This is a genomic window from Methylobacterium sp. UNC378MF (assembly GCF_900103195.1).
In the GTDB taxonomy this organism is placed as follows: Bacteria; Pseudomonadota; Alphaproteobacteria; order Rhizobiales; family Beijerinckiaceae; genus Methylobacterium.
On sequence record NZ_FMWU01000003.1, the window covers coordinates 274,524 to 293,541 of the forward strand.

Genomic DNA, 19,018 nt, shown 5'->3' on the forward strand with positions numbered 1-19,018 from the left:
CGAGATCGGTCCGAGCCCGCGAATCCCGCCCATGAAGATCACCCAAGCCTTCACCTTCGAGGCGGCCCATCGGCTGCCAAACGTGCCCGAGACCCACCGCTGCCACCGGATGCACGGGCATTCCTACCGGGTCGAGCTGACGGTGGCCGGCCCGGTCGATCCCCAGACCGGCTGGGTGATCGACTTCTACGACATCGAGTCGATCTTCGGCCCGCTGCTGGCGCGGCTCGACCACCATTGCCTCAACGAGATCGAGGGGCTGGAGAATCCGACCGCGGAGAACATCGCGGCCTGGATCTGGCAGCGCCTGCGGCCGGACCTGCCGGGCCTCGCGCGGGTGCGGGTCGCCGAGACCCCGATGTCCTGGGCCGAGTACGATGGCGAGTGACGCCGCGATCCCGGGCGACCGCGCCGCGCTGGTTCTGTTCTCCGGGGGCCAGGATTCGGCCACCTGCCTGGCCTGGGCGCTGGACCGGTTCGGCCATGTCGAGACCCTCGGCTTCGACTACGGACAGCGCCACCGGGTCGAGCTCGACCGCCGCGCGGCCCTGCGGGCGGGCACGACGGGCCTCAACCCGGCCTGGGCATCCCGGCTCGGTGACGACCACACGGTCGCGCTCGACGCTCTGGGACAGATCTCCGAGACGGCGCTGACCCGGGAGGCCGCGATCGGTTACGAGGCGTCGGGCCTGCCCAACACCTTCGTTCCCGGCCGCAACCTCGTGTTCCTGACCTTCGCGGCCGCGCTCGCCTATCGGCGGGGGCTCCGGCACGTGGTCGGCGGCATGTGCGAGACCGACTATTCCGGCTATCCCGATTGCCGGGACGACACGATCAAGGCCCTGCAGGTGGCGCTCAATCTCGGCATGGAGCGGCGCTTCGTGCTGCACACGCCGCTGATGTGGCTCGACAAGGCGCAGACCTGGGGCCTCGCCGAAAGCCTGGGCGGACGGGCGCTGGTCGACCTGATCGTCGAGGAGAGCCACACCTGCTACCTCGGCGAGCGCGGGAAGCGGCATCCCTGGGGCTACGGCTGCGGGACCTGCCCGGCCTGCCGGCTGCGGGCGGACGGCTACGCCCGGTTCATCGCGGCCTGAGCCCGTCGACCAGTACCGCCAGCGTTCCCTGGAAGGCGGCCGGGCTCGCGAACAGCCGTTCCATCAGCAGCGCGCCTTCCAGCGTCGCGACGACGTAGCGGGCGAGGGCCGCCGGATCGGCCCCGCCGCGGACGGTGCCGTCGGCCTGCCCCGCGCGCAGAATCGCCTCCAGCCACGCGAGGTGATCGGCGAAAAAAGCCGCGATATCCCGGCGCAGGCGCCCGGGCAGCGCCTCGCCCTCGATGGCCAGCGCCGCGCACAGGCAGCCGAGCCCCTGCTCGACGCCGCCGAGATAGAGCCGCCCATAGGCCTCGACCCGGCCCGGCCCGTCCGGCACGTCGAGGCGGATCGTCTCCAGGGCGGCGGCGTAGCGCGCCGCGTAGGCCGCCACCAGGGCAGCGCCGAGATCGACCTTGGTGGGGAAGTGGTGGTGGATGCTCGCCTTGCGGATGCCCACCGCCGCGGCGAGGTCGGCGTAGCTGAAGCCGGCAAAGCCGCGGCCCCGCACCAGAGTCTCGGCCTGCATCAGCAGCTCGGCGCGGGTATCCCTCATCGCGGCGATCGTCGCTCCAGCTCACGGGAATATGGGCCCCGTTGCGATATCGGCCGTGGCCCGCCCCTTGACCGAGGCGCAATCTACCTACTTAATGGTAGACAATCAAGATCGGGAGGTTTCGGCATGACGGCATCCGCCGTCCATCCGGGGACGCTGGCCACCGGGCTGACGCGGCGGCACGCCCTCTTTGCGGGGTTCTGCCTGTGCTGCGCGCCGACGCTGGGCCGCGCCGCCGAGAGCTTCACGATGGAGGAGGTCGGGCCGGGCCTGTTCGTGCGCAAGGGCCTGATCGCCGACGCCACGCCCGAGAACGCCGACGCCATCGCCAATATCGGCTTCCTCATCGGCAGGAACGGCGTGGTGGTGACCGAATCCGGCGGCAGCCTCGCCGACGGCCAGTGGCTGCGCGCCGAGATCGTCAAGCGTACGGACAAGCCGATCACCCACGTGGTGCTGACCCACGTTCACCCGGACCACGTCTTCGGGGCGGGGGCCTTCGTCCAGGACAAGCCGGTCTTCATCGGCCACGCCAAGCTCACCGAGGCGCTGTCGGCGCGGGGCGAGTTCTACCGCAAGCGGCTGATCGATCTGCTGGGCGAGGACCGCACCGGTCCGGTGGTCTACCCGACCCTGAGCGTCGCCGACACGGCCGAGATCGACCTCGGCGACCGCCGCCTAACCTTCACGGCCCACGGCCCGGCGCACACCACCTCCGACCTGTCGATGATCGATTCCGGCAGCGGCCTGCTCTTCCCCGCCGACCTGCTGTTCGTGAACCGGATCCCGTCCCTCGACGGCAGCCTCAAGGGCTGGCTGGCCGAGATCGAGCGCCTGAAGGCGATGGGTCCCGCCCGGGCCGTGCCGGGCCACGGCCCCGTCGCGGTCGACCTCGCCCCGGCGCTCGCCGACCTCTCCGGCTACCTGAAAGCCCTGCGCGACGGCACCCGCGCGGCGATCGCCCAGGACGTTCCCATCGACAAGGCAGTGACCAGCGTCGCCGCGGACCAGCGGGACAAGTGGGCGCTGTTCGACACCTATAACGGCCGCAACGTCACCGTGGCCTACCAGGAACTCGAGTGGGAATAGGTTTCGGGATCCCCATATCCAAGCCAATCGGGAGGCACGCCATGACTCACAGGATCGGACAATCAGTCTCCACCCTCGCCCTCGGCCTCGTCCTGGCGACGAGTGCCCTGTCGGGCCCGCTCGCCGGCATGGCGCAGGCGGCCGGCGCCTCCGACACGGATCAGGAGCGGGCAGCCCGCTGGCAGGAGATCGCCAAGTCGATCTTCGGCGACCGTCAGATCGCCCCGACCGACAGCCTCGTGAAGATCGAGGCGCCTGCCCGGGCGCTGGACGCCGCCCTGGTGCCGATCACCCTGACCATGCCCAATGACGGGCAGATCAAGGCGGTCTCGCTGATCATCGACGACAACCCGGCGCCCTACGCGGCCAAGTTCGAGTTCGGCCCGGCGGCCGACCCGGCGGAGCTGAAGCTGCGGGTGCGGGTCAACAACTACACCGACATGCATGCCGTGGTGGAGACGACGGACGGCACGCTCTACGAGGCCAAGCAGTTCGTGAAGGCGTCCGGCGGCTGCTCGGCCCCGATGGGCATGAGCGACGAGGAGGCCATGAAGGGCATGGGCGACATGCGCATGAAGTTCGCCGAGACCGCGGCCGGCAAGCCCGTGGAGGCGACGCTGATGATCCGCCACCCGAATTTTTCCGGCATGCAGATGAACCAGGTGACCCGCGACTACACGCCGGCGCGCTACATCGACAAGCTCACCGTCTCGGCGGGCGACCGGACGGTCTTCACCATGACGGGCGACATCTCGATCGCCTCGAACCCGGTGATCAACTTCGCGTTCAAGCCGGACGGCAAGCCGATCCAGGTGGCGGCCTCCGACAACCAGGGCGGCCGCTGGCAGCACAGCTTCACCCCCCCGAGCCCGACGAACTGAGCATGCGGCGCCTCCTCCTGACCGGCCGGGCCGCGGCGGCCTGCGCCGCCTTCCTCTGCCTCGCCGCCGCGCCGGCGGATTCGCCGGTCAACGTGCCCGAGCCGGAGGGGCTCTATGCCGGTCCTCCGAAGGGCTACACGCCGCCGACCCTGAGAGGGGCGGCGGTGGTCGACGCCGATGCCGTCGCCGCCCTGATGGCCGGCCCCGACAAGCCGGTGCTGCTCGACGTGGCGGCCCCGGACCGCAAGCCATCGAACTTCCCGGAGGGCCGCCTCTGGCTGCCGGTGCATCCCTCGATCCCCGGCGCCGTCTGGATGCCGGAGGCCGGCGCCGAGCCCCTGGCACCGGCGCGCGAGGCGTTGTTCTATGCTCGCGTCGCGGCCCTGACCGGGGGCGACAAGGCCAAGCCCGTCGTGGTGTTCTGCCACGTGGAGTGCTGGGGCAGCTGGAACGCCGCCAAGCGGCTGGTGCTGAAAGGCTATACCGGCGTGCGCTGGTTCCCTCAGGGCGTCGAGGGCTGGCAGGAGAAGCACGAGACCGCAAACCTGAAGGTCGATCCGGACTGGCGTGCGGGCGCCGAGCCGCAGGCGGGGCGCTGACCCGCGGCGTCGGCCGGTGTAAGAGGAGCAGCCCCTCTGAGGCGAGGGCCTGAAAGCCGCTGAATTCACCGGACTGGGCACTCTCCTCCCCCTTGCGGGGAGGCGTTGGAAGTGGGGGTGGTGCAGAAGGCACCACGGCCCCTAATCCTGAACCACCCCCACCCCGGCCCCTCCCCACAAGGGGGAGGGAAAAGAGCCGAAAGGGATCTGAACCATGTCGCAGGTCGTGCAGTCCCGACGGCTCCGGGCCATCGATATCGGCAAGCGCAAGGCCGAGGGGCGCAAGATCATCGCGCTCACCGCCTATCACGCCCACACGGCCGGCATCGTCGATCCCTATTGCGACTTCATCCTGGTGGGCGATTCCCTCGGCATGGTCATGCACGGGATGGAATCGACGATTCCCGTCACCCTGGAGATGATGATCCTCCAGGCCCAGGCAGTGATCCGCGGCACCGAGAAGGCGCTGGTCGTGGTCGACATGCCGTTCGGCTCCTACGAGGCGAGCCGCGAGCAGGCCTTCCTCAGCGCTTCCCGGGTTCTGAAGGAGACCGGCGCCGGGGCGATCAAGATGGAGGGCGGCGCCCATTTCGCCGAGACGGTGGCGTTCCTCGTCCAGCGCGGCGTGCCGGTGATGGGCCATATCGGACTCACGCCGCAGGCGGTGAACACGATGGGTGGCTTCAAGGTGCAGGGCCGGGCCCCCGACGACGAGCGCCGCCTCCTGGAGGATGCCCGCGCGATCTCCGAGGCCGGGGCCTTCGCGATCGTGCTGGAGGGCATCGTCGAGCCGGTGGCGCGGGCGATCGCAACCTCACCCCAGGTTACTGCCGCCACGATAGGCATCGGCGCCTCGGCGGTCTGCGACGGGCAGATCCTGGTGCTGGAGGACATGCTCGGCCTTTCCGAGCGCACCCCGAAATTCGTGCGCCAGTTCGGCAGCCTGCGGGCCCATATCGAGGAGGCTGTGAAGGCCTACGCGGACGAGGTTCGGGCCGGGCGGTTCCCGGCCGACGACCACACCTACGGGTAGGGCAGGGCAGTCCATGGATCGTCCGATCGTGCCCGTGGGCCTGCGCGCCGCGAGGCTTGTCGTCGTGCTCGCGATAGGCGCCGCCATCGCGCGGCCGGGACCGGTGCACGCGCTGGAAAACCCGGCCTCGGCCTTCTGCGCGACGATGGGCGGACAATCCATCATCGCGAAGCTGACGGATGGAGGCGAGATCGGGCTCTGCGCCCTTCCGGGCCGGAAGATCGTCGAGGAATGGACGCTGTACCGGATGCTCCACGGCGTGAAGCCGACACCCGACGCCAACCCGTTCCGATAGCCCGGCCGGCGCGTCCGGTCCGGTTCTCGGACAGTCTTCGTCCGCCTCTCATCGGGCCGGCCACGCATTCGAAGCGCGGCCCGTGCCGTCGTGATTGATCTCGCCGGCCTGACGATGCCACTCTCGTCGCCCGAGCTCTCTCAGGCAGGATCGACGACTCATGCAGCGGGCCCGATCGCGCCGGCGTCTCGTCCGCCTGTGCCTCGCCCTTGGCCTGATCGCGGTCGGGCCCGGAGCCGGATCCGCCGGGTCGCTCACGCGGGCGCAGGTCGAGGCGCAGCTGCCGGCGCTGGAGGCGCTGGCGCAGCGGGCCGTCGACGCGGGCGCCGTGCCGGGCCTCGCGGTCGCGGTCGTCCTCGGCGACGAGACGCTCCTCCTGAAGGGATACGGCCTCAGGCAGGCCGGGAAGCCCGAGCCGGTCGGCCCCGACACAGTCTTCCAGATCGCCTCCCTGTCCAAGCCCGTCACCGCGACGATCGTGGCGGCCCTGGTGGGCGACGGGGTGGTCGACTGGGATTCGCGCGTCGCGGATCTCGATCCCGCCTTCCAGCTGCACGAGGCCTACCCGACCGCGCAGGTCACGGTGCGCGACTTCCTCAACCATCGCAGCGGGCTGCCGGGGATCGCCGGCGACGATCTGGAGTCGATCGGCTTCGGCCGCGACGCGATCCTGCACCGGCTCCGCCACGTGCCCCCCGCCTCGAGCTTCCGCGCCGGCTACGCGTACAGCAATTTCGGCTTCACCGAGGGCGCGGTCGCCGCCGCGAAGCCGACCGGCCAGCCCTGGGAGGCCGTGGCCCGGGACCGGCTGTTCCGGCTCCTCGGGATGACCGCCACCGGCACGACCCACGCGGAGTTCCTGGGCCGGGCCGACCGCGCGACACTCCACGTCCGGGCCGGCGGTGTCTGGGCCGCCAAGGTCGAGCGCAACCCCGACGCACAGGCCCCGGCCGGCGGCGTCAGCGGCCCTGTCCGCGACCTCGCGCGCTGGTTGCGGCTCGTGATCGGCAACGGCCGCTTCGAAGGCGCGCAGCGCGTCGCGGCCACGGCCCTGGCGCAGACGCACGTCCCGCTCATGGCCCGCGGCCGCAACCCCGTGACCGGGGCCGCGTCCTTCTACGGCCTTGGCTGGAACGTCGAGTACGGCCGCCACGGCCTCGTCTGGGGCCACGCGGGCGCCTTCAGCGTCGGCGCGCAGACCCTCGTCTCGATCCATCCGGAGGCCGGTCTCGGGATCCTCGTCCTGACCAACGCCTTCCCGTCCGGCGTGCCGGAAGGGCTTGCCGACAGCTTCGCCGACCTCGTCTTCGACGGCCGGGTCGGCCGGGACTGGGTGACGGCCTGGGGCGCGGCCTACGAGAACCTGTTCGCGCCGGGCATCGCCGCCGACAAGGCGGCCCACGGCACGAAGCCGGTCGGGGCCTCCGCGCCCCTGGCGCCGTCGGCCTACGCGGGGCGCTACGCCAACGCCTATGTCGGCGAGGCCGTGGTGGCCGAGGCGGACGGCGCCCTGACGCTGACGGTCGGGCCCAACGGCGCGCGCCGGTACCCGCTGCAGCACTTCGACCGCGACCTCTTCCTCAGCTTCCCGGACGCGGAGGCGCCCGATCGCCCCTCCGCCATCCGCTTCGCCATCGGGAGCGACGGCCGGGCCGCCGCCCTGACGGTGGACGCGCTCAACGCGAGCGGGCTCGGCACCCTCGCGCGGCAGGATTGAGCCCGGACAGCACCGCGGCCGTCACCCCGCGCGCCGCGACGGCAGCCGCAGGCCCGGGGCCGGGCGCTCCAGCAGCACCTCCCGGCGGAAGCGCACCAGCCGCGCCGGCCGGCCGGCGGCGCCGCTGGTGACGCTCTCGGTCTCCTCCACCAGCCCCTGCTGGGCCACGAGGCGCCGGAAGTTCTGCTTGTGCAGCTGCGTCCCCGACAGGGCCTCCACGGTCTTCTGCAGCTGCAGCAGGGTGAATTCCGGCGGCATCAGCTCGAACACCACCGGGCGGTACTTGATCTTGCCCCGCAGCCGCCCGATCGCGGTGGCGAGCACCCGCCGATGGTCGAACGCCATGGGCACGCCGGTCGGATCGTTCGGCAGGGCCGGGCCCGGGTTGCCCCGCGCCTCCGGGATCAGCCCGGCCTCGAACAGCAGCTCGTAGCGCTCGAGGACGCGCTCCTCGTTCCACGTGCCGCCGTTCATGCCGAAGGTCAGGCCGAGGCGGTCCAGGCGGCGGGTCCGCGTGGCGCAATCCTCGGGTTCGGACGCCCAGGCGGCGAGCCGCGCCTCGATGGCATCGAGCTGGCGCGGGCGCCCCTGCCGGAAATCCTCGTAGGGCAGGTAGCGGTACCAGTTCTGCCAAGCGGCCTCGGCGATCCCCGCCGGCCGCTCCTCGCGGACGAGCGCCAGATAGGCCACCGAGAGCGAGTGCACCCCCGACACGGTCGCCGTGCCGGAGCGGTCGCGGTCGCCGAAAGTATAGAGCTGCTCCACGTAGCCGAGGCGCTGGTGCGTCTGCCGCTCGACCCAGGCGCGCAGGCCCCGCTCCAGCGTGGCGTGCTCGGGGACGAGGGGGCCGGCCGGCAGGCCGTCGCCGCGGCCGGGCGCCTGGTCCGGGACCCGGATCGTCAGGGCGCGCGGCTCCCCCTTGGTCGCGGCGACGATCACCGCGACGAGGCCTACGGAGGAGCGCTCCGGCGGGGCCTGCGCCCCGCGCGCATCCGTCTGCGTCGCGGCACCCTTCATCGTTCCTCGACCGCCTCTCCCCGGGATACGCCGTAGCGGGTCCCACCTATAGGGGGACAGGATCGCCGCGCGTCAACGCCGCCGTATGACGGAGCGGGCCCGGCCCGCTTGCCAACGCCGCGAGGGCTGCCCAAACAGGGCCCCGGGAGGGCCGGCACGGAGCCGGCCGGGGCGTATCGAGCGACGACAGCGATGCCAGCGACCGCCACTTCTCCCGCGACCGGCAGCCGGGCCGTCGACCTGCGGCTCTACGGGCTCCTGGACGTCGGCGTCTGCGGCGCCGACGGGGCGCGGCTGGCGGAGCTCGGCGCCGAGGCGGTGGCGGGGGGCTGCACCCTGCTCCAGTACCGCGAGAAGGACATCGCCGATGCGCGGGCCGCCCTGGCGCGGATCCGGGCGATCCTGGCGGCGGTGGGCGGCCGGGTCCCGGTCCTCGTCAACGACCGCGTCGACCTCGCCCTCGCGGCGGGCGCGGACGGGGTGCATCTCGGCCAGAGCGACCTCCACCCGGCCGACGCGCGCCGGCTCCTGGGGGAGGGCGCGATCATCGGCCTCACCCTGAAGAAGCCCGCCCAGGCCGACGAGCTGTACCGGCTGCCCGTCGACTATGCCTGCATCGGCGGCGTGTTCGCCACCACCAGCAAGGACAATCCCGACCCGCCGGTGGGCCTGGACGGCTTCGCCAGCATCGCCTTCCGTGCCCGCCTCGCCCGCGGGGCCGGCCTGCCGCTCGGCGCCATCGCGGGAATCGGCCTCGACAACGCCGCCGCGGTGATCGCCGCGGGGGCGGACGGCGTCGCGGTGATCACCGCCTTGTTCGGCGCCGAATCCGTGCGGCAGCGTGCCCGCGATCTGCGCGCGCGAATCGACGCCGCCCTGGCCGAGCGGGCGGGCGCCCGATGAGCACCCCCGCCCCCATCGCGGTGACGATCGCGGGCTCGGATTCCGGCGGCGGCGCCGGCATCCAGGCGGACCTCAAGACCTTCTCGGCGCTGGGCGTCTACGGCGCCAGCGTGATCACGGCGCTGACGGCGCAGAACACCAAGGGCGTCCAGGGCATCCACGACGTGCCGGCGGATTTCGTCGCCCGTCAGATCGACAGCGTGTTCTCCGACCTCGCCGTGAAGGCCGTGAAGGTCGGCATGCTGTCCCAAACCGCGGTGATCGCGGCGGTCGCCGAAGGCCTGGCGCGCCACGCCGGGTCGATCCCGGTCGTTCTGGACCCCGTGATGGTGGCCACCAGCGGCGACCGGCTGATCACCGACGCGGCCGTGGCGACGCTCCGCGAGCGGCTGCTGCCGCGGGCCGACCTGATCACCCCCAACCTGCCGGAGGCCGCGGTGCTCCTCGGCGAGGCCGTCGCGACGGACCCGGCGACGATCGTGGCCCAGGCGCGCCGGCTCCTGGCCCTCGGCGCCCGGGCGGTGCTGATCAAGGGTGGCCACGGCACGGGGCGCGAGAGCATCGACCACCTCGTCACCGCGGACGGCGCCCTGCGGACCCTGTCGGCGCCGCGGATCGCCACGCGCAACACCCACGGCACCGGCTGCACGCTCTCGGCCGCGGTGGCGGCGGGACTCGCCCAGGGCCTGGCGCTGCCCGAGGCGGTGGCGGACGCCAAGGATTACCTCACGGCCGCCCTCGCGGCGGCGGACAGCCTGGCGGTCGGGACCGGGCACGGGCCGGTCCACCATTTCCACGCCGTCTGGTCGTAGACCGGTCGGGCGCCGGCGCTTTCCGGTGCGCATACCGCCCGCCGCCTTGCAACCGGGCAGCGATTGCGTTTGAAGAAGCGCACGATCGTTCGGATAATGGAACGGCGCAGGCGGATCGGGAACGATGCAGGATCAGGCGGAACGGCCCGACCGGGCGCGGGGGCGCGACCTGCTGACCGGGGCGCAGGTCCTCTCCGGCCAGCTCGGCAAGACCATCCAGCGGTTGCGCAAGGCCTACAACCTGTCGCTCTCGGAACTGGCCGAGCAATCAGGCGTGGCCAAGTCAATCATCAGCCAGATCGAGCGCAACGAGACCAACCCGACGCTCGCGACGATCTGGCGCCTGTCGCAGGCGCTCGACGTGTCCATCGAGCGGGTTCTGGCTACCGGCGACGAGGAGCCGTTCATCGAGAAGACCTCCCGGGCCGACACGCCGATCCTCGTCTCCGAGGACGGGAAGGTGCGGCTGGCGATCATCGGCTGGCTCAAGACGATCGAGTGGCTGCAATGGTACGAGGTCACGGCCGATCCCGGCGGCCTCCTCGATTCGGACCCGCACCAGCGCGGTTCGGTGGAGTCCCTGTCGGTCACCGAGGGGGCGTTCGAGGTCGAGATCGGCGGCATCGTGCAGCGGGCGCGGGCCGGCGAGACCCTGCGCTACCGCTGTGACCGGCCCCACCTCGTGCGCTGCACGGACGGTCCGGCCCGGGCCACCATGGTGGTGATCATGAAGGCCGCCGTGATGGAGTGAGGACCGCGCCGCTCATTCGGCGGCGCGCGACAGGGCCCGCTGTCTGTAGTCGCGCGGGCCCAGGCCGTAGCGCTCCTTGAACCGCCGGGAGAAATGGGACTGGCTCATGAAGCCGCAGCCATACGCCAGGGTCCCCAGCGGCATGTGGAGGCAGCCCGGATCGGCCAAGCGCTTGGCGGCCGCCTCCAGCCTGCGGTGCCAGATCCAGTCGGAGATGTGCCGCCCCTGCGCGCCGAACAGCAGCTGCAGCCGCCGCAGGGACACGCCGGTCGCGGCCGCGAGCCGGGGCGGGTCCAGGCTCGGATCGTGGAGATTGGCCTCGATATAGGCCTGGGCGCGCTGCATCACGACGCTGTCCCGGACGGGCTGCCGCACCTCCTGCGCGAGCCGCTCCGCGAGGCTGGCGACGATCAGGTCGAGGCCCGTCGAGACCAAACTCTCGGCCACCTGCGGCGTCAGCCGGTCTCCCAGACTGAGCAGGTTGCTCAGAAAGGACCGGGTCAGGGTCGCGGTCGGGAGATCGCCGCCGACGGTGACGCCGGCGAACAGGCGGGCGGATCCCAGGGACTCCTCCAGCCGCTCCCGCGGGATCCCGATGGCCAGCACCTCGCTGTAGCCGCTGTGCTCGATCGTCCAGGGCGTATTCGTATCCCGGATCGAGAAATCGCCGACCCGATCCGTGCTCGATCGATCGTACTGATTTGCGCGCACGTGTCCCGAGAGCACGATGCTCATGAACAGGTGGTCGGTCTTATGGTTTTCATGGCGAAGCGTGCGCGGTGTCGTGGCCGCACGCAGATTGCGCAGGGCGAATTTCGTGAAGACCAGGCCGCCGATACTGGTTCCCTCAATCGTCGCGTCAAAGGGCTCGTCGTTGAGACAAGTCTGCGCCATAGGAACCAAGCGATCTTCGCAGACGTCTCGCCAAAGGCGAAACCTATCCTTTTCCAATACACCTTCGGTTGAAAACAGGGTCTGCATCGCGGCAGCCGTATGACCGCGATTGCTGCAAACTGCAACCGCGATCCGTCCACGCACGACGCCGCGGGACACGGACCGATCGGCAGGAATTCCCGCGCGCTCACGATGAATCGTCGGGCTCGTCCCATCGCCCGTCGCGCCTGACGGACCGCGGAGTGGATCCGCACGGCTGGCATTCGGGGAGACGTTCTATCGTGAACGCCCTGGCCCCGCGGACGCGTCGGCGACGGCCAGCCTCGGGGCGTCAGCGCCCGCTATTCACCCACCGCACCACGTCGGCCAGCACGGTGGTCAACGCCTGGTCGAGGGCGCGGGCGCCGTTGCCGGCGTCGACCTTGGCCACCGGCACCCGGGCCGTGAAGATGCGGGCCGCCGTCACCTTGCCGGTGCCATCGGCGACGAGCTTCAGCGACAGGTCGACCACCGCCTCGCCGGTCCCGGCCTGGACGTCGAAGGCACGGATCTCGCTGATCAGCTGGTAGTCGGCCACGACCTTATCGCCGGGCCGGCTCACCGAGCGGAGCCGGCCGGAATTCTCCAGGCTCTGGATGAGCCGCGTCTGGATCAGCCGCGGCAGCCGGTCGGCCCATTGGCCGCCGCCCAGGAAGGAGAGCGCCCCGCCATTCTCGCGCACGATGATCCGGTCGGCCTCGAAGGGCTGGATGCTCACCGGCTCCGAGACCGCGATCGACCGGCCGGCCGCGACCGGCCGCCCCGCGGACGGCAGCGCCGCGAGGTCGAAGGTGAGGGGCGCCGCGCCGCCGCAGCCGCCCAGGAGGGCGGCGAGCAGCACGGCGGCGGCGATGTGGGACGAGCGGACCATACGCATGACCTGAAGGACCCCGCCGGCGAACGGCGGAGCTGTATAAGCTATGCGGTTAAAACTAATCCGCCGTGGCATCCGTGCCGTGCGCCGGGACACATGCGCCCGGCCACACGCGATTTCACCGCCCGCCGTTGTATTCGGGCAACGATGGCTTGCCGCCGAAGATCACCTGGCTCGGGTCGCGCTCCAGGCTGCGCACCGTGCGGTTGAGGGTGCTCAGCGTCCGCTGGCCGTCCCCCGACAGGGCCTCCACCTCCCGGCGGCCGGTGCCGCTCAGCCGGCCGAAATTGGCCGAGATGCTGGCGGTGCGCTTGTCGAGGTTCTCCGACATGGTCCGGAACGCCTTGCCGGCGTCACGCACCGAGATCGCCGCCGCGCGGATCTCCGAGAAGGTGCTGGAGCCTTCCTGGCCGGAGGCCGACCCCAGGAAGCCCTGCGCGCCGTTGAGGACCGCGTCGATCTTGTCGGCCGAGGCGTTGAGCTTGGCGGCGAGGGAGCGGGCATCGTGCAGGCCGGCCTCGATGTCGGGGCTGGCCTTGGACAGGGCCGCGGAGAAGCGGTCGGCGTTGTCGATCACGCGGCCGAGCTTGGCCCCGTCCACCGCCTTGACCAGCGCGGAGATGTTCGGGCCGGCATCCGCCAGCGTCTTCGAGAAGGTCTCGACATTGGCGAGCGACCGGTTGATCGCCCCCTCGTTGGCGGAGACGAGCCGGTCGAGCCGGGCCAGCATGTCGTCGGCCCGCTGCGCCACCTGGCGTGCCAGCGCCATCATGTCCTGCATGTCGGAGGAATCGGCGAAGATCGTCGGCGGCTCGCCGTTGGCCATCGGGGCCAGCACCGGCGCGTCGGCATTGCCGCCCGACAGGGAGATCACCGAGACGCCGGTGAGCATCGCCGAATCGAGGCGGGCGCGGGTGTCGGCCCGGAGCGGCGTCGCGGGATCGACCTTGATCGTGGCGAGCACCCGGCGGGGATCCTGCGGGGCGAGGCGGATATCGGTGACCTCACCGACCTTGATGCCGTTGAAGTTCACGCTCGAGCCGCGCGACAGCCCCCCGACCGAGCCGGAGAAGACGATGCGGACGATCTGGCTGACCTGCCGCGACGAGCCGCCGGAGAGCCACAGCACGGTGCCGAAGCCCGCCAGGATGACGGCGATGGTGAAGGCCCCGATGAGGGCGTAATTCGCGCGGGTTTCCATGCGCTCAACCTGCGGTTCTGGCCGGCGGAGATCCGCCCGGGCCTGCGGCCCCGGCTCCCGGTGGGGAGCAGGGCGGGATCTGGGTGGGGCTGCGATCAGGCATCGGATCAGGCATGAGCCGAGGCGCCGCCGGTGGCGATGGTCCGGGCGCGCTTGCCGTGGAAGTAGGAGCGCAGCCAGGGATGGTCGCTCGCCAGCATCTCGTCGATCGTGCCGGCCGCGATGATCTGGCCGTCGCCGAGCGCCGCGATGCGGTCGCAGGCGGTGTAGAGGCTGTCGAGGTCGTGGGTGACCATGAAGACGGTCAGGCCCAGCGTCTCCTTGAGGGTCGAGACGAGGTCGTCGAACTCGCCCGCGCCAATCGGGTCGAGGCCCGAGGTCGGCTCGTCGAGGAACAGGATCTCGGGATCGAGCGCGAGGGAGCGGGCGAGCGCCGCGCGCTTGATCATGCCGCCCGACAATTCCGAGGGCAGCTTGTCGGCGGCGTCGGGCTTCAGGCCGACCATCTCGATCTTGAGCCGGGCGAACTCGTCGAGGAGGCGCTCGGACAGGTTCAGGTGCTCGCGCATCGGCACCTGGATGTTCTGCTTGACGGTGAGCGCCGAGAACAGGGCACCCTGCTGGAACAGCACGCCCCAGCGCTGCTCCATCCGGCGCCGCTCGGCATAGGTGAGTTCATCGACGTCACGGCCGAACACCTCGATCGTCCCGGCGCGCTTGGGGTTGAGTCCCAGGATCGTCCGGGTGAGCACCGACTTGCCCTGACCCGAGGGCCCGACAAAGCCCAGGATCTCGCCGGCGCGGATGTCCAGGCTCAGGCCTTTGAGGATGTTGCGGTCGCGGAAACCGACCACGAGGTCGCGCACGCGGATGATCGGGGCGGAGGCGTTCGACGAGGCGTTCGACGAGGCATTCATCGGGGCGCCCTCAGAAGTCGATCGCGGCGAAGAACACCGCGAACAGGCCGTCGAGGACGATGACCATGAAGATGGATTTCACCACCGACGCAGTGACGTGGCGGCCGAGCGATTCCGCGGAGCCCTCGACCGCGAAGCCCTCGATCGTGGCGATCACCCCGATGGTCAGCGCCATGAACGGCGCCTTGATCAGGCCGACCATGACGTGGTGGACGCCCACCGCCGCCTGGAGCCGGACCAGGAACTGGTCGAGGGTCAGGCCGCCGTAGAGCATCGCGGTGAGGCCGCCGCCGGCGAGCGCCGCGAGGTCGCCGATCAGGGTCAGCATCGGCAGACCGATCATCAGGGCGAGCACCCGGGGCACGATCAGGATCTCGACCGGATCGAGGCCCATGACCCGCAGGGCGTCGACCTCCTCGCGCATGCGCATGGAGCCGATCTCGGCGGTGATCGCCGAGCCGGAGCGGCCGGCAACCATGATCGAGGTGAGCAGCACGCCCATCTCGCGCAGGATCAAGAGGCCGATCAGGTTGACCACGAAGGTCTGGGCGCCGAAGCGCTGGAGCTGGAAGATGCCCTGCTGGGCGACGATGCCGCCCACGAGGAACGAGATCAGCACGATGATCGGCGTGCCGTTGAGCGCCACCTGCTGGATCTGGTTGATCAGGGCGTTGCCGCGGAACGTGCCGGGCCGCAGGGCGACGCGGCCGCAGGCGGCGATCAGCTCGCCCAGGAAGGCGAGGGCGGTGACGAATTCGTGGCCGCCCTGCACGGTCTGGCGCCCGGTGGCGTCGAGCAGGCCGATGACCGGCCCGTGCCGCCGCGGTGCCGGAGCGTCAGGCTCGCGCAGGCGCACCTCGCTCAGCAGGGTGCGGTGCTCCGGCCGTGCGTTGAGATAGGTGAGGGTGCTGCCCGCCTGCGCGATCTCGGCGCGGGTCCGCTCCAGCACCCAGGCGCCGAGCGTATCGAGGCGCGCGATCCCCGACAGGTCGACCGCCACCGGCCCGGCGCGGCCGGCCGCCGCGATGCCCGCGGCCGCGGCCTCGACGGCCGGTGCCTGGTCGGCGGTCCAGCGGCCGTCGAGCACCAGCCGGCCGTCGGCCGACCGCTCCCGCAGCGCGGCGCCGGCCAAGGCGCCGGGAACAGTGCCCTCGCTCAGCAACACCCTTAACTCCTCGATCGAGGCACCACCCTGCCCGGCGGTTATGACGACATTACGGTTGACGATCCGTCTCCAACCTCACCCCCGGTGCGCGGCGGGAGGCCAGGGCGAGACCCAGGCCCGCGGCCGCCAGCGGCGCCATCAGCAGGAAGGCGAGGGGGCCGCCGGCCCGGTAGGCGAGGCCGCTTCCCAAGGTGGCGACCACCGAGATCCCGGCATTGACGGCGCTGAGCGTGCCCTGCGCCCGGCCGCGGGCACCGTCGGGCGCGTTGGCCGAGACCGCCGCCATGGCACCGAGCTGCGTCGCCCCGAAGGTCAGGCCGTGAAGGCACTGGAGCGGCACCAGCGCGGCGAGATGGTCGCCGAGGAGGTACATGCCGCACGCGCGCAGGATCGCCGCGACGGCCCCGGCGCCGAGGAGCCGCACCGGGCTGCGCCAGGCGGCGGGCAGGGCGGGCAGGGCGGCGAACAGGGCGATCTCGGCCAGCACGCCCGTCGCCCAGAGCGAGCCGATCCAGGCCGGCGGGATCCCCTGGCTCGTCCAGTAGATGCTGCCGAACCCGTAGATCGCCCCGTGGCTCGCCTGGATCGCGGCGGCCGCGCCGATGCACAGCCAGAGCTTCAGCGGCAGCCGGGGGCGGCCGGATCCCTCCGCCGCCGCCGGCAACGCCGTCACCGCGCGGCTGCGCCAGGCCACCACCGCCGCGCCGAGGGCGAGGCCGGTCAGCAGCAGCGGCACGGCGAGCCGCCCGCCGAGCGCCGAGAGCAGGACCCCGCCCGCGAGGTTCGCCATCAGGAACGCGACGGAACCCGCCATCCGGATCCGCGAATAGGCGAGGCGGCTGTCCCGGCGCACGGCCGCGAGGGTCAGATAGTCGATGCAGGGCACCAGCGGCGCGCCGGCGACCGCGTTGAGCACGATCAGCACGGCGAGCCACGGCCAGGCGATCCCGGCCGCCGCGGGCATCAGCGCGTAGGTCAGGCTGAGGGCGAGGCTGCCGAGCAGGATCAGCCGCCGGGGCCCCAGTCCGCGGTCGAGGAGCGCCATCAGCGGCGCCGTGGCGGCGATTCGGGTGGCGATCGGCAGGGCGAGCAGCAGGCCGATCACCCCGGCATCGAGGCCGAGCGCGTCGAGCCACATGGGCATGAACGGCATGGCGATGCCGATCTCGGTGAACACCACGGCATAGAGCAGCGACAGGCGCGCCGGGCCGGACGGGCGGGGCAAGGCGGGTCTCGACGGGAGGGGGCGGGAGGCGGAAGGCCGCCCGTAAGCGCCCGTTAAAGGGACTCTGTCAAATTCCCGGGGATTGAGGCGCACCGGGGCGGGCCGCCACTGCGCCCGCCGTCAGCGTCCAGAGAGGCCCATGTTCGGTTCCGTCAACCCGAGCGCGAACGCTTCGGCCGAGTACGAGGCGATCGAGGCGACGATCAGCGCCAGCGAGCGCGGTCGCTGGTTCCTCGCCGAATATGCGCGCCGCAACCGGGGCGCCGAGACCGAGGTGCTGCTCGGGGCGATCGCGCGGCTGGAGCGGAGCGTCACCGCCGACCGCGGCCAGGAGGCGTTCGGCCACCTGCGCGGCAACCTCCTCGACATGGCCGACGCGATCAGCCGGACCAAGGGCGAGATCGCGGCGCTCAACGCCCCGAACAGCGACGAGACCCGCTTGACGCAGGCCTCGCTCGCCCTCGACGCCATCGTGCGCGAGACCGAACAGGCGACCTCCGACATCCTGGGCGCCGCCGAGGCGATCCAGGAGGCGGCCTGGACCCTGCGCGAGCGTGGCGCCGACGCGCAGGCCTGCGACGACCTCGACCGCCACGCCACCGCGATCTACACGGCCTGCTCCTTCCAGGACCTGACCGCGCAGCGCACCGCCCGGATCGTCTACACCCTGCGCTACCTGGAAGACCGGGTCTCCGCGATGATCGCCATCTGGGGCGAGGACGCGGTGCGGGTGCCGCCCCACCGGGCCGCGCGGCCGGCCGGCGAGCCGGCCGATCTGAACCAGAGCGACATCGACCGCTACATCGCCATGGACGTGCCGGCCGTCACAGTGGCGGCCCTCGTGGCCCGCCCCGGCAGCCCCGCGCTCCACGAGGATCTGGTGTTCCTGCCGGTCTCGGCGGAGGCCGAGTGGGCCGCGGCCGAGCCGGAGGCCGAAGCACCGGCCGAAGCGCCGGCCGAGGCGAACATCGCCGCGCCGGACCTGGTCGCGGATCTTGAGCCGGACGCCGCCCTCGCGCCGGTCGAGGAGGGCGATCTGCAGGCAGACTTGCTGACCGATCCGCAGACCGACCTGCAGGCCGACATCGAGACCGTCCCGGCGGCGATCCCGGACCTTGTCCCTGAGACGGCCTTCGAGCCGGCCCCGGCGGCGGCCTCCCCTCCTGTCACCGAGCCGTTCGCCGCGGCCGCGCCGGAGCCCGACACCGCGATCGGAGAGGACATGGCCGACCTCGCCTGGGAGGAGGACGTCGCGGCGGCCCCCGAGCCGGCCATGCCGCCGGAGGAGCCGGCTCCGAGCTTCGCCGAGATCGAGGCGCTGACGCCGGAGCAGCGGCTCGCCCTGTTCGCCTGAGGGGTTCCGCGCGGGGCCGACGCCTCTCGCCCGGACGGTTCGGCAGGCGCGCCCCGGCGCGGACCCTGCTATCAGGGGCGCCCCCGGCAATCCCGAGCATACACCTCCGTGGCCCTGCACCTGATCAAGCTTTGCGTCGGCCCCGCCACCATCGCCGACCTCGAGGCCCGGCAGACCCGGTTCCGGGAGGAGGCGCTCCGGGAGGGACGGCCAGCGGCCCCCTTCCACGTCACCCGCACCCTGCCCAAGCGCCATCACGAGATCACCGGACACGGCTCGATCTACTGGGTGATCCGCGGGACGCTGTCCTGCCGGCAGGCGATCACCGCGATCGAGCCGCTGACCGGCGCGGACGGCATCCCGCGCTGCCGGCTGGTCTTCGATCCGCGCCTCGTCCCGGTGGCGCCCCGGCCCTACCGGCCCTTCCAGGGGTGGCGCTACCTCACGGCGCGCGACGCGCCGGCCGATCTCGGGGCCGAGGCCTCCGGGGACCTCGCCGCCATGCCCGAGGCTCTGCGGCGCGAGTTGGTCGGCCTCGGCCTGCTCTGACCAGGATCCTCCGGTCCGCGCCCTCATCCCGACGTGCTGGAGCGCAGCGCAGG

21 protein-coding genes are annotated in these 19,018 nt (G+C 71.8%); 13 read left to right on the forward strand and 8 right to left on the reverse strand.

The genetic code is table 11. From position 1 onward, the window contains the following. Nucleotides 1-31 precede the first annotated feature (31 nt). Nucleotides 32-388: a 6-carboxytetrahydropterin synthase QueD gene (gene queD / locus BLT59_RS04940; RefSeq protein ID WP_091777084.1), complete on the forward strand. Its 357-nt coding sequence runs from the start codon at nucleotides 32-34 to the stop codon at nucleotides 386-388. Further along, the gene (gene queC, locus BLT59_RS04945) at nucleotides 378-1,097 is read left to right on the forward strand and encodes a 7-cyano-7-deazaguanine synthase QueC (protein ID WP_091777086.1); all 720 of its coding nucleotides are present in this window, start codon (nucleotides 378-380) and stop codon (nucleotides 1,095-1,097) included. Before queD ends, queC begins: the two co-directional genes overlap by 11 nt. On the opposite strand, the gene BLT59_RS04950 is transcribed toward queC, so the two are convergent. After that, entirely contained in the window at nucleotides 1,084-1,650 is a 567-nt protein-coding gene (locus tag BLT59_RS04950; protein ID WP_091777088.1) for a TetR/AcrR family transcriptional regulator, read from the reverse strand. The two genes, queC and BLT59_RS04950, sit on opposite strands and share 14 nt — an antisense overlap. A 126-nt stretch (nucleotides 1,651-1,776) precedes the next feature. Here BLT59_RS04950 and BLT59_RS04955 point away from each other — a divergent pair, with 126 nt between their 5' ends. The 6 genes from BLT59_RS04955 (at nucleotide 1,777) to BLT59_RS04980 (ending at nucleotide 7,264) form a co-directional block, all read left to right on the forward strand. Then, nucleotides 1,777-2,739 (forward strand): quinoprotein relay system zinc metallohydrolase 2, encoded by a 963-nt coding sequence (locus BLT59_RS04955; protein WP_091777090.1) that lies wholly within the window; start codon nucleotides 1,777-1,779, stop codon nucleotides 2,737-2,739. 41 nt (nucleotides 2,740-2,780) lie between these two features. Continuing rightward, entirely contained in the window at nucleotides 2,781-3,620 is an 840-nt protein-coding gene (locus BLT59_RS04960; protein ID WP_091777092.1) for a quinoprotein dehydrogenase-associated SoxYZ-like carrier, read from the forward strand. 2 nt (nucleotides 3,621-3,622) lie between these two features. After that, nucleotides 3,623-4,219 (forward strand): rhodanese-like domain-containing protein, encoded by a 597-nt coding sequence (locus BLT59_RS04965; RefSeq protein WP_091777095.1) that lies wholly within the window; start codon nucleotides 3,623-3,625, stop codon nucleotides 4,217-4,219. A gap of 214 nt (nucleotides 4,220-4,433) precedes the next feature. Further along, nucleotides 4,434-5,252, forward strand: coding sequence for a 3-methyl-2-oxobutanoate hydroxymethyltransferase (gene panB, locus BLT59_RS04970; RefSeq protein ID WP_091777096.1), 819 nt, complete (start codon nucleotides 4,434-4,436; stop codon nucleotides 5,250-5,252). A gap of 13 nt (nucleotides 5,253-5,265) precedes the next feature. Beyond that, complete coding sequence (locus tag BLT59_RS04975; protein WP_091777098.1) at nucleotides 5,266-5,547, forward strand: DUF333 domain-containing protein; 282 nt, start codon at nucleotides 5,266-5,268, stop codon at nucleotides 5,545-5,547. Nucleotides 5,548-5,707: 160 nt separating this feature from the next. Beyond that, complete coding sequence (locus tag BLT59_RS04980; protein WP_091777100.1) at nucleotides 5,708-7,264, forward strand: serine hydrolase; 1,557 nt, start codon at nucleotides 5,708-5,710, stop codon at nucleotides 7,262-7,264. A gap of 21 nt (nucleotides 7,265-7,285) precedes the next feature. On the opposite strand, the gene BLT59_RS04985 is transcribed toward BLT59_RS04980, so the two are convergent. Beyond that, nucleotides 7,286-8,281, reverse strand: a complete 996-nt coding sequence (locus BLT59_RS04985) for an NUDIX hydrolase (protein WP_091777103.1) — start codon at nucleotides 8,279-8,281, stop codon at nucleotides 7,286-7,288. Nucleotides 8,282-8,473: 192 nt separating this feature from the next. Here BLT59_RS04985 and thiE point away from each other — a divergent pair, with 192 nt between their 5' ends. The 3 genes from thiE to BLT59_RS05000 all read left to right on the forward strand — a co-directional run bounded on the left by thiE (nucleotide 8,474) and on the right by BLT59_RS05000 (nucleotide 10,747). Next, nucleotides 8,474-9,184: a thiamine phosphate synthase gene (gene thiE / locus BLT59_RS04990; RefSeq protein WP_091777105.1), complete on the forward strand. Its 711-nt coding sequence runs from the start codon at nucleotides 8,474-8,476 to the stop codon at nucleotides 9,182-9,184. Beyond that, nucleotides 9,181-9,996 (forward strand): bifunctional hydroxymethylpyrimidine kinase/phosphomethylpyrimidine kinase, encoded by an 816-nt coding sequence (gene thiD, locus BLT59_RS04995; protein WP_091777107.1) that lies wholly within the window; start codon nucleotides 9,181-9,183, stop codon nucleotides 9,994-9,996. Before thiE ends, thiD begins: the two co-directional genes overlap by 4 nt. Before the next feature lie 124 nt (nucleotides 9,997-10,120). Next, the gene (locus tag BLT59_RS05000) at nucleotides 10,121-10,747 is read left to right on the forward strand and encodes a helix-turn-helix domain-containing protein (RefSeq protein ID WP_091777109.1); all 627 of its coding nucleotides are present in this window, start codon (nucleotides 10,121-10,123) and stop codon (nucleotides 10,745-10,747) included. 12 nt (nucleotides 10,748-10,759) lie between these two features. Here BLT59_RS05000 and BLT59_RS05005 read toward each other — a convergent pair whose 3' ends face one another. The 6 genes from BLT59_RS05005 to BLT59_RS05030 form a co-directional block, all read right to left on the reverse strand. Continuing rightward, nucleotides 10,760-11,728: an AraC-like ligand-binding domain-containing protein gene (locus BLT59_RS05005; RefSeq protein ID WP_091777111.1), complete on the reverse strand. Its 969-nt coding sequence runs from the start codon at nucleotides 11,726-11,728 to the stop codon at nucleotides 10,760-10,762. A 244-nt stretch (nucleotides 11,729-11,972) separates the two neighbouring features. Further along, entirely contained in the window at nucleotides 11,973-12,551 is a 579-nt protein-coding gene (locus tag BLT59_RS05010; RefSeq protein WP_091777113.1) for an ABC-type transport auxiliary lipoprotein family protein, read from the reverse strand. A 121-nt stretch (nucleotides 12,552-12,672) separates the two neighbouring features. Continuing rightward, the gene (locus tag BLT59_RS05015; RefSeq protein WP_091777115.1) at nucleotides 12,673-13,755 is read right to left on the reverse strand and encodes an MlaD family protein; all 1,083 of its coding nucleotides are present in this window, start codon (nucleotides 13,753-13,755) and stop codon (nucleotides 12,673-12,675) included. Between the two features lie 107 nt (nucleotides 13,756-13,862). Further along, nucleotides 13,863-14,672 carry an ABC transporter ATP-binding protein gene (locus BLT59_RS05020; RefSeq protein ID WP_175543931.1) on the reverse strand — a complete coding sequence of 270 codons (810 nt, stop codon included), beginning with the start codon at nucleotides 14,670-14,672 and terminating at the stop codon, nucleotides 13,863-13,865. 10 nt (nucleotides 14,673-14,682) lie between these two features. Further along, complete coding sequence (locus tag BLT59_RS05025; RefSeq protein ID WP_091777117.1) at nucleotides 14,683-15,837, reverse strand: ABC transporter permease; 1,155 nt, start codon at nucleotides 15,835-15,837, stop codon at nucleotides 14,683-14,685. 49 nt (nucleotides 15,838-15,886) lie between these two features. After that, a complete protein-coding gene (locus BLT59_RS05030) occupies nucleotides 15,887-17,062 on the reverse strand; it encodes an MFS transporter (RefSeq protein ID WP_091777119.1) in 1,176 nt (391 codons plus the stop codon). Nucleotides 17,063-17,201: 139 nt separating this feature from the next. On the opposite strand from BLT59_RS05030, the gene BLT59_RS05035 reads away from it, so the two are divergent. Together BLT59_RS05035 and BLT59_RS05040 are read left to right on the forward strand one after the other, a co-directional pair. Further along, nucleotides 17,202-18,416 carry a hypothetical protein gene (locus BLT59_RS05035; protein WP_091777121.1) on the forward strand — a complete coding sequence of 405 codons (1,215 nt, stop codon included), beginning with the start codon at nucleotides 17,202-17,204 and terminating at the stop codon, nucleotides 18,414-18,416. Between the two features lie 108 nt (nucleotides 18,417-18,524). Further along, a complete protein-coding gene (locus BLT59_RS05040; protein ID WP_091777123.1) occupies nucleotides 18,525-18,965 on the forward strand; it encodes a DUF1489 family protein in 441 nt (146 codons plus the stop codon). Nucleotides 18,966-19,018: the final 53 nt, after the last annotated feature.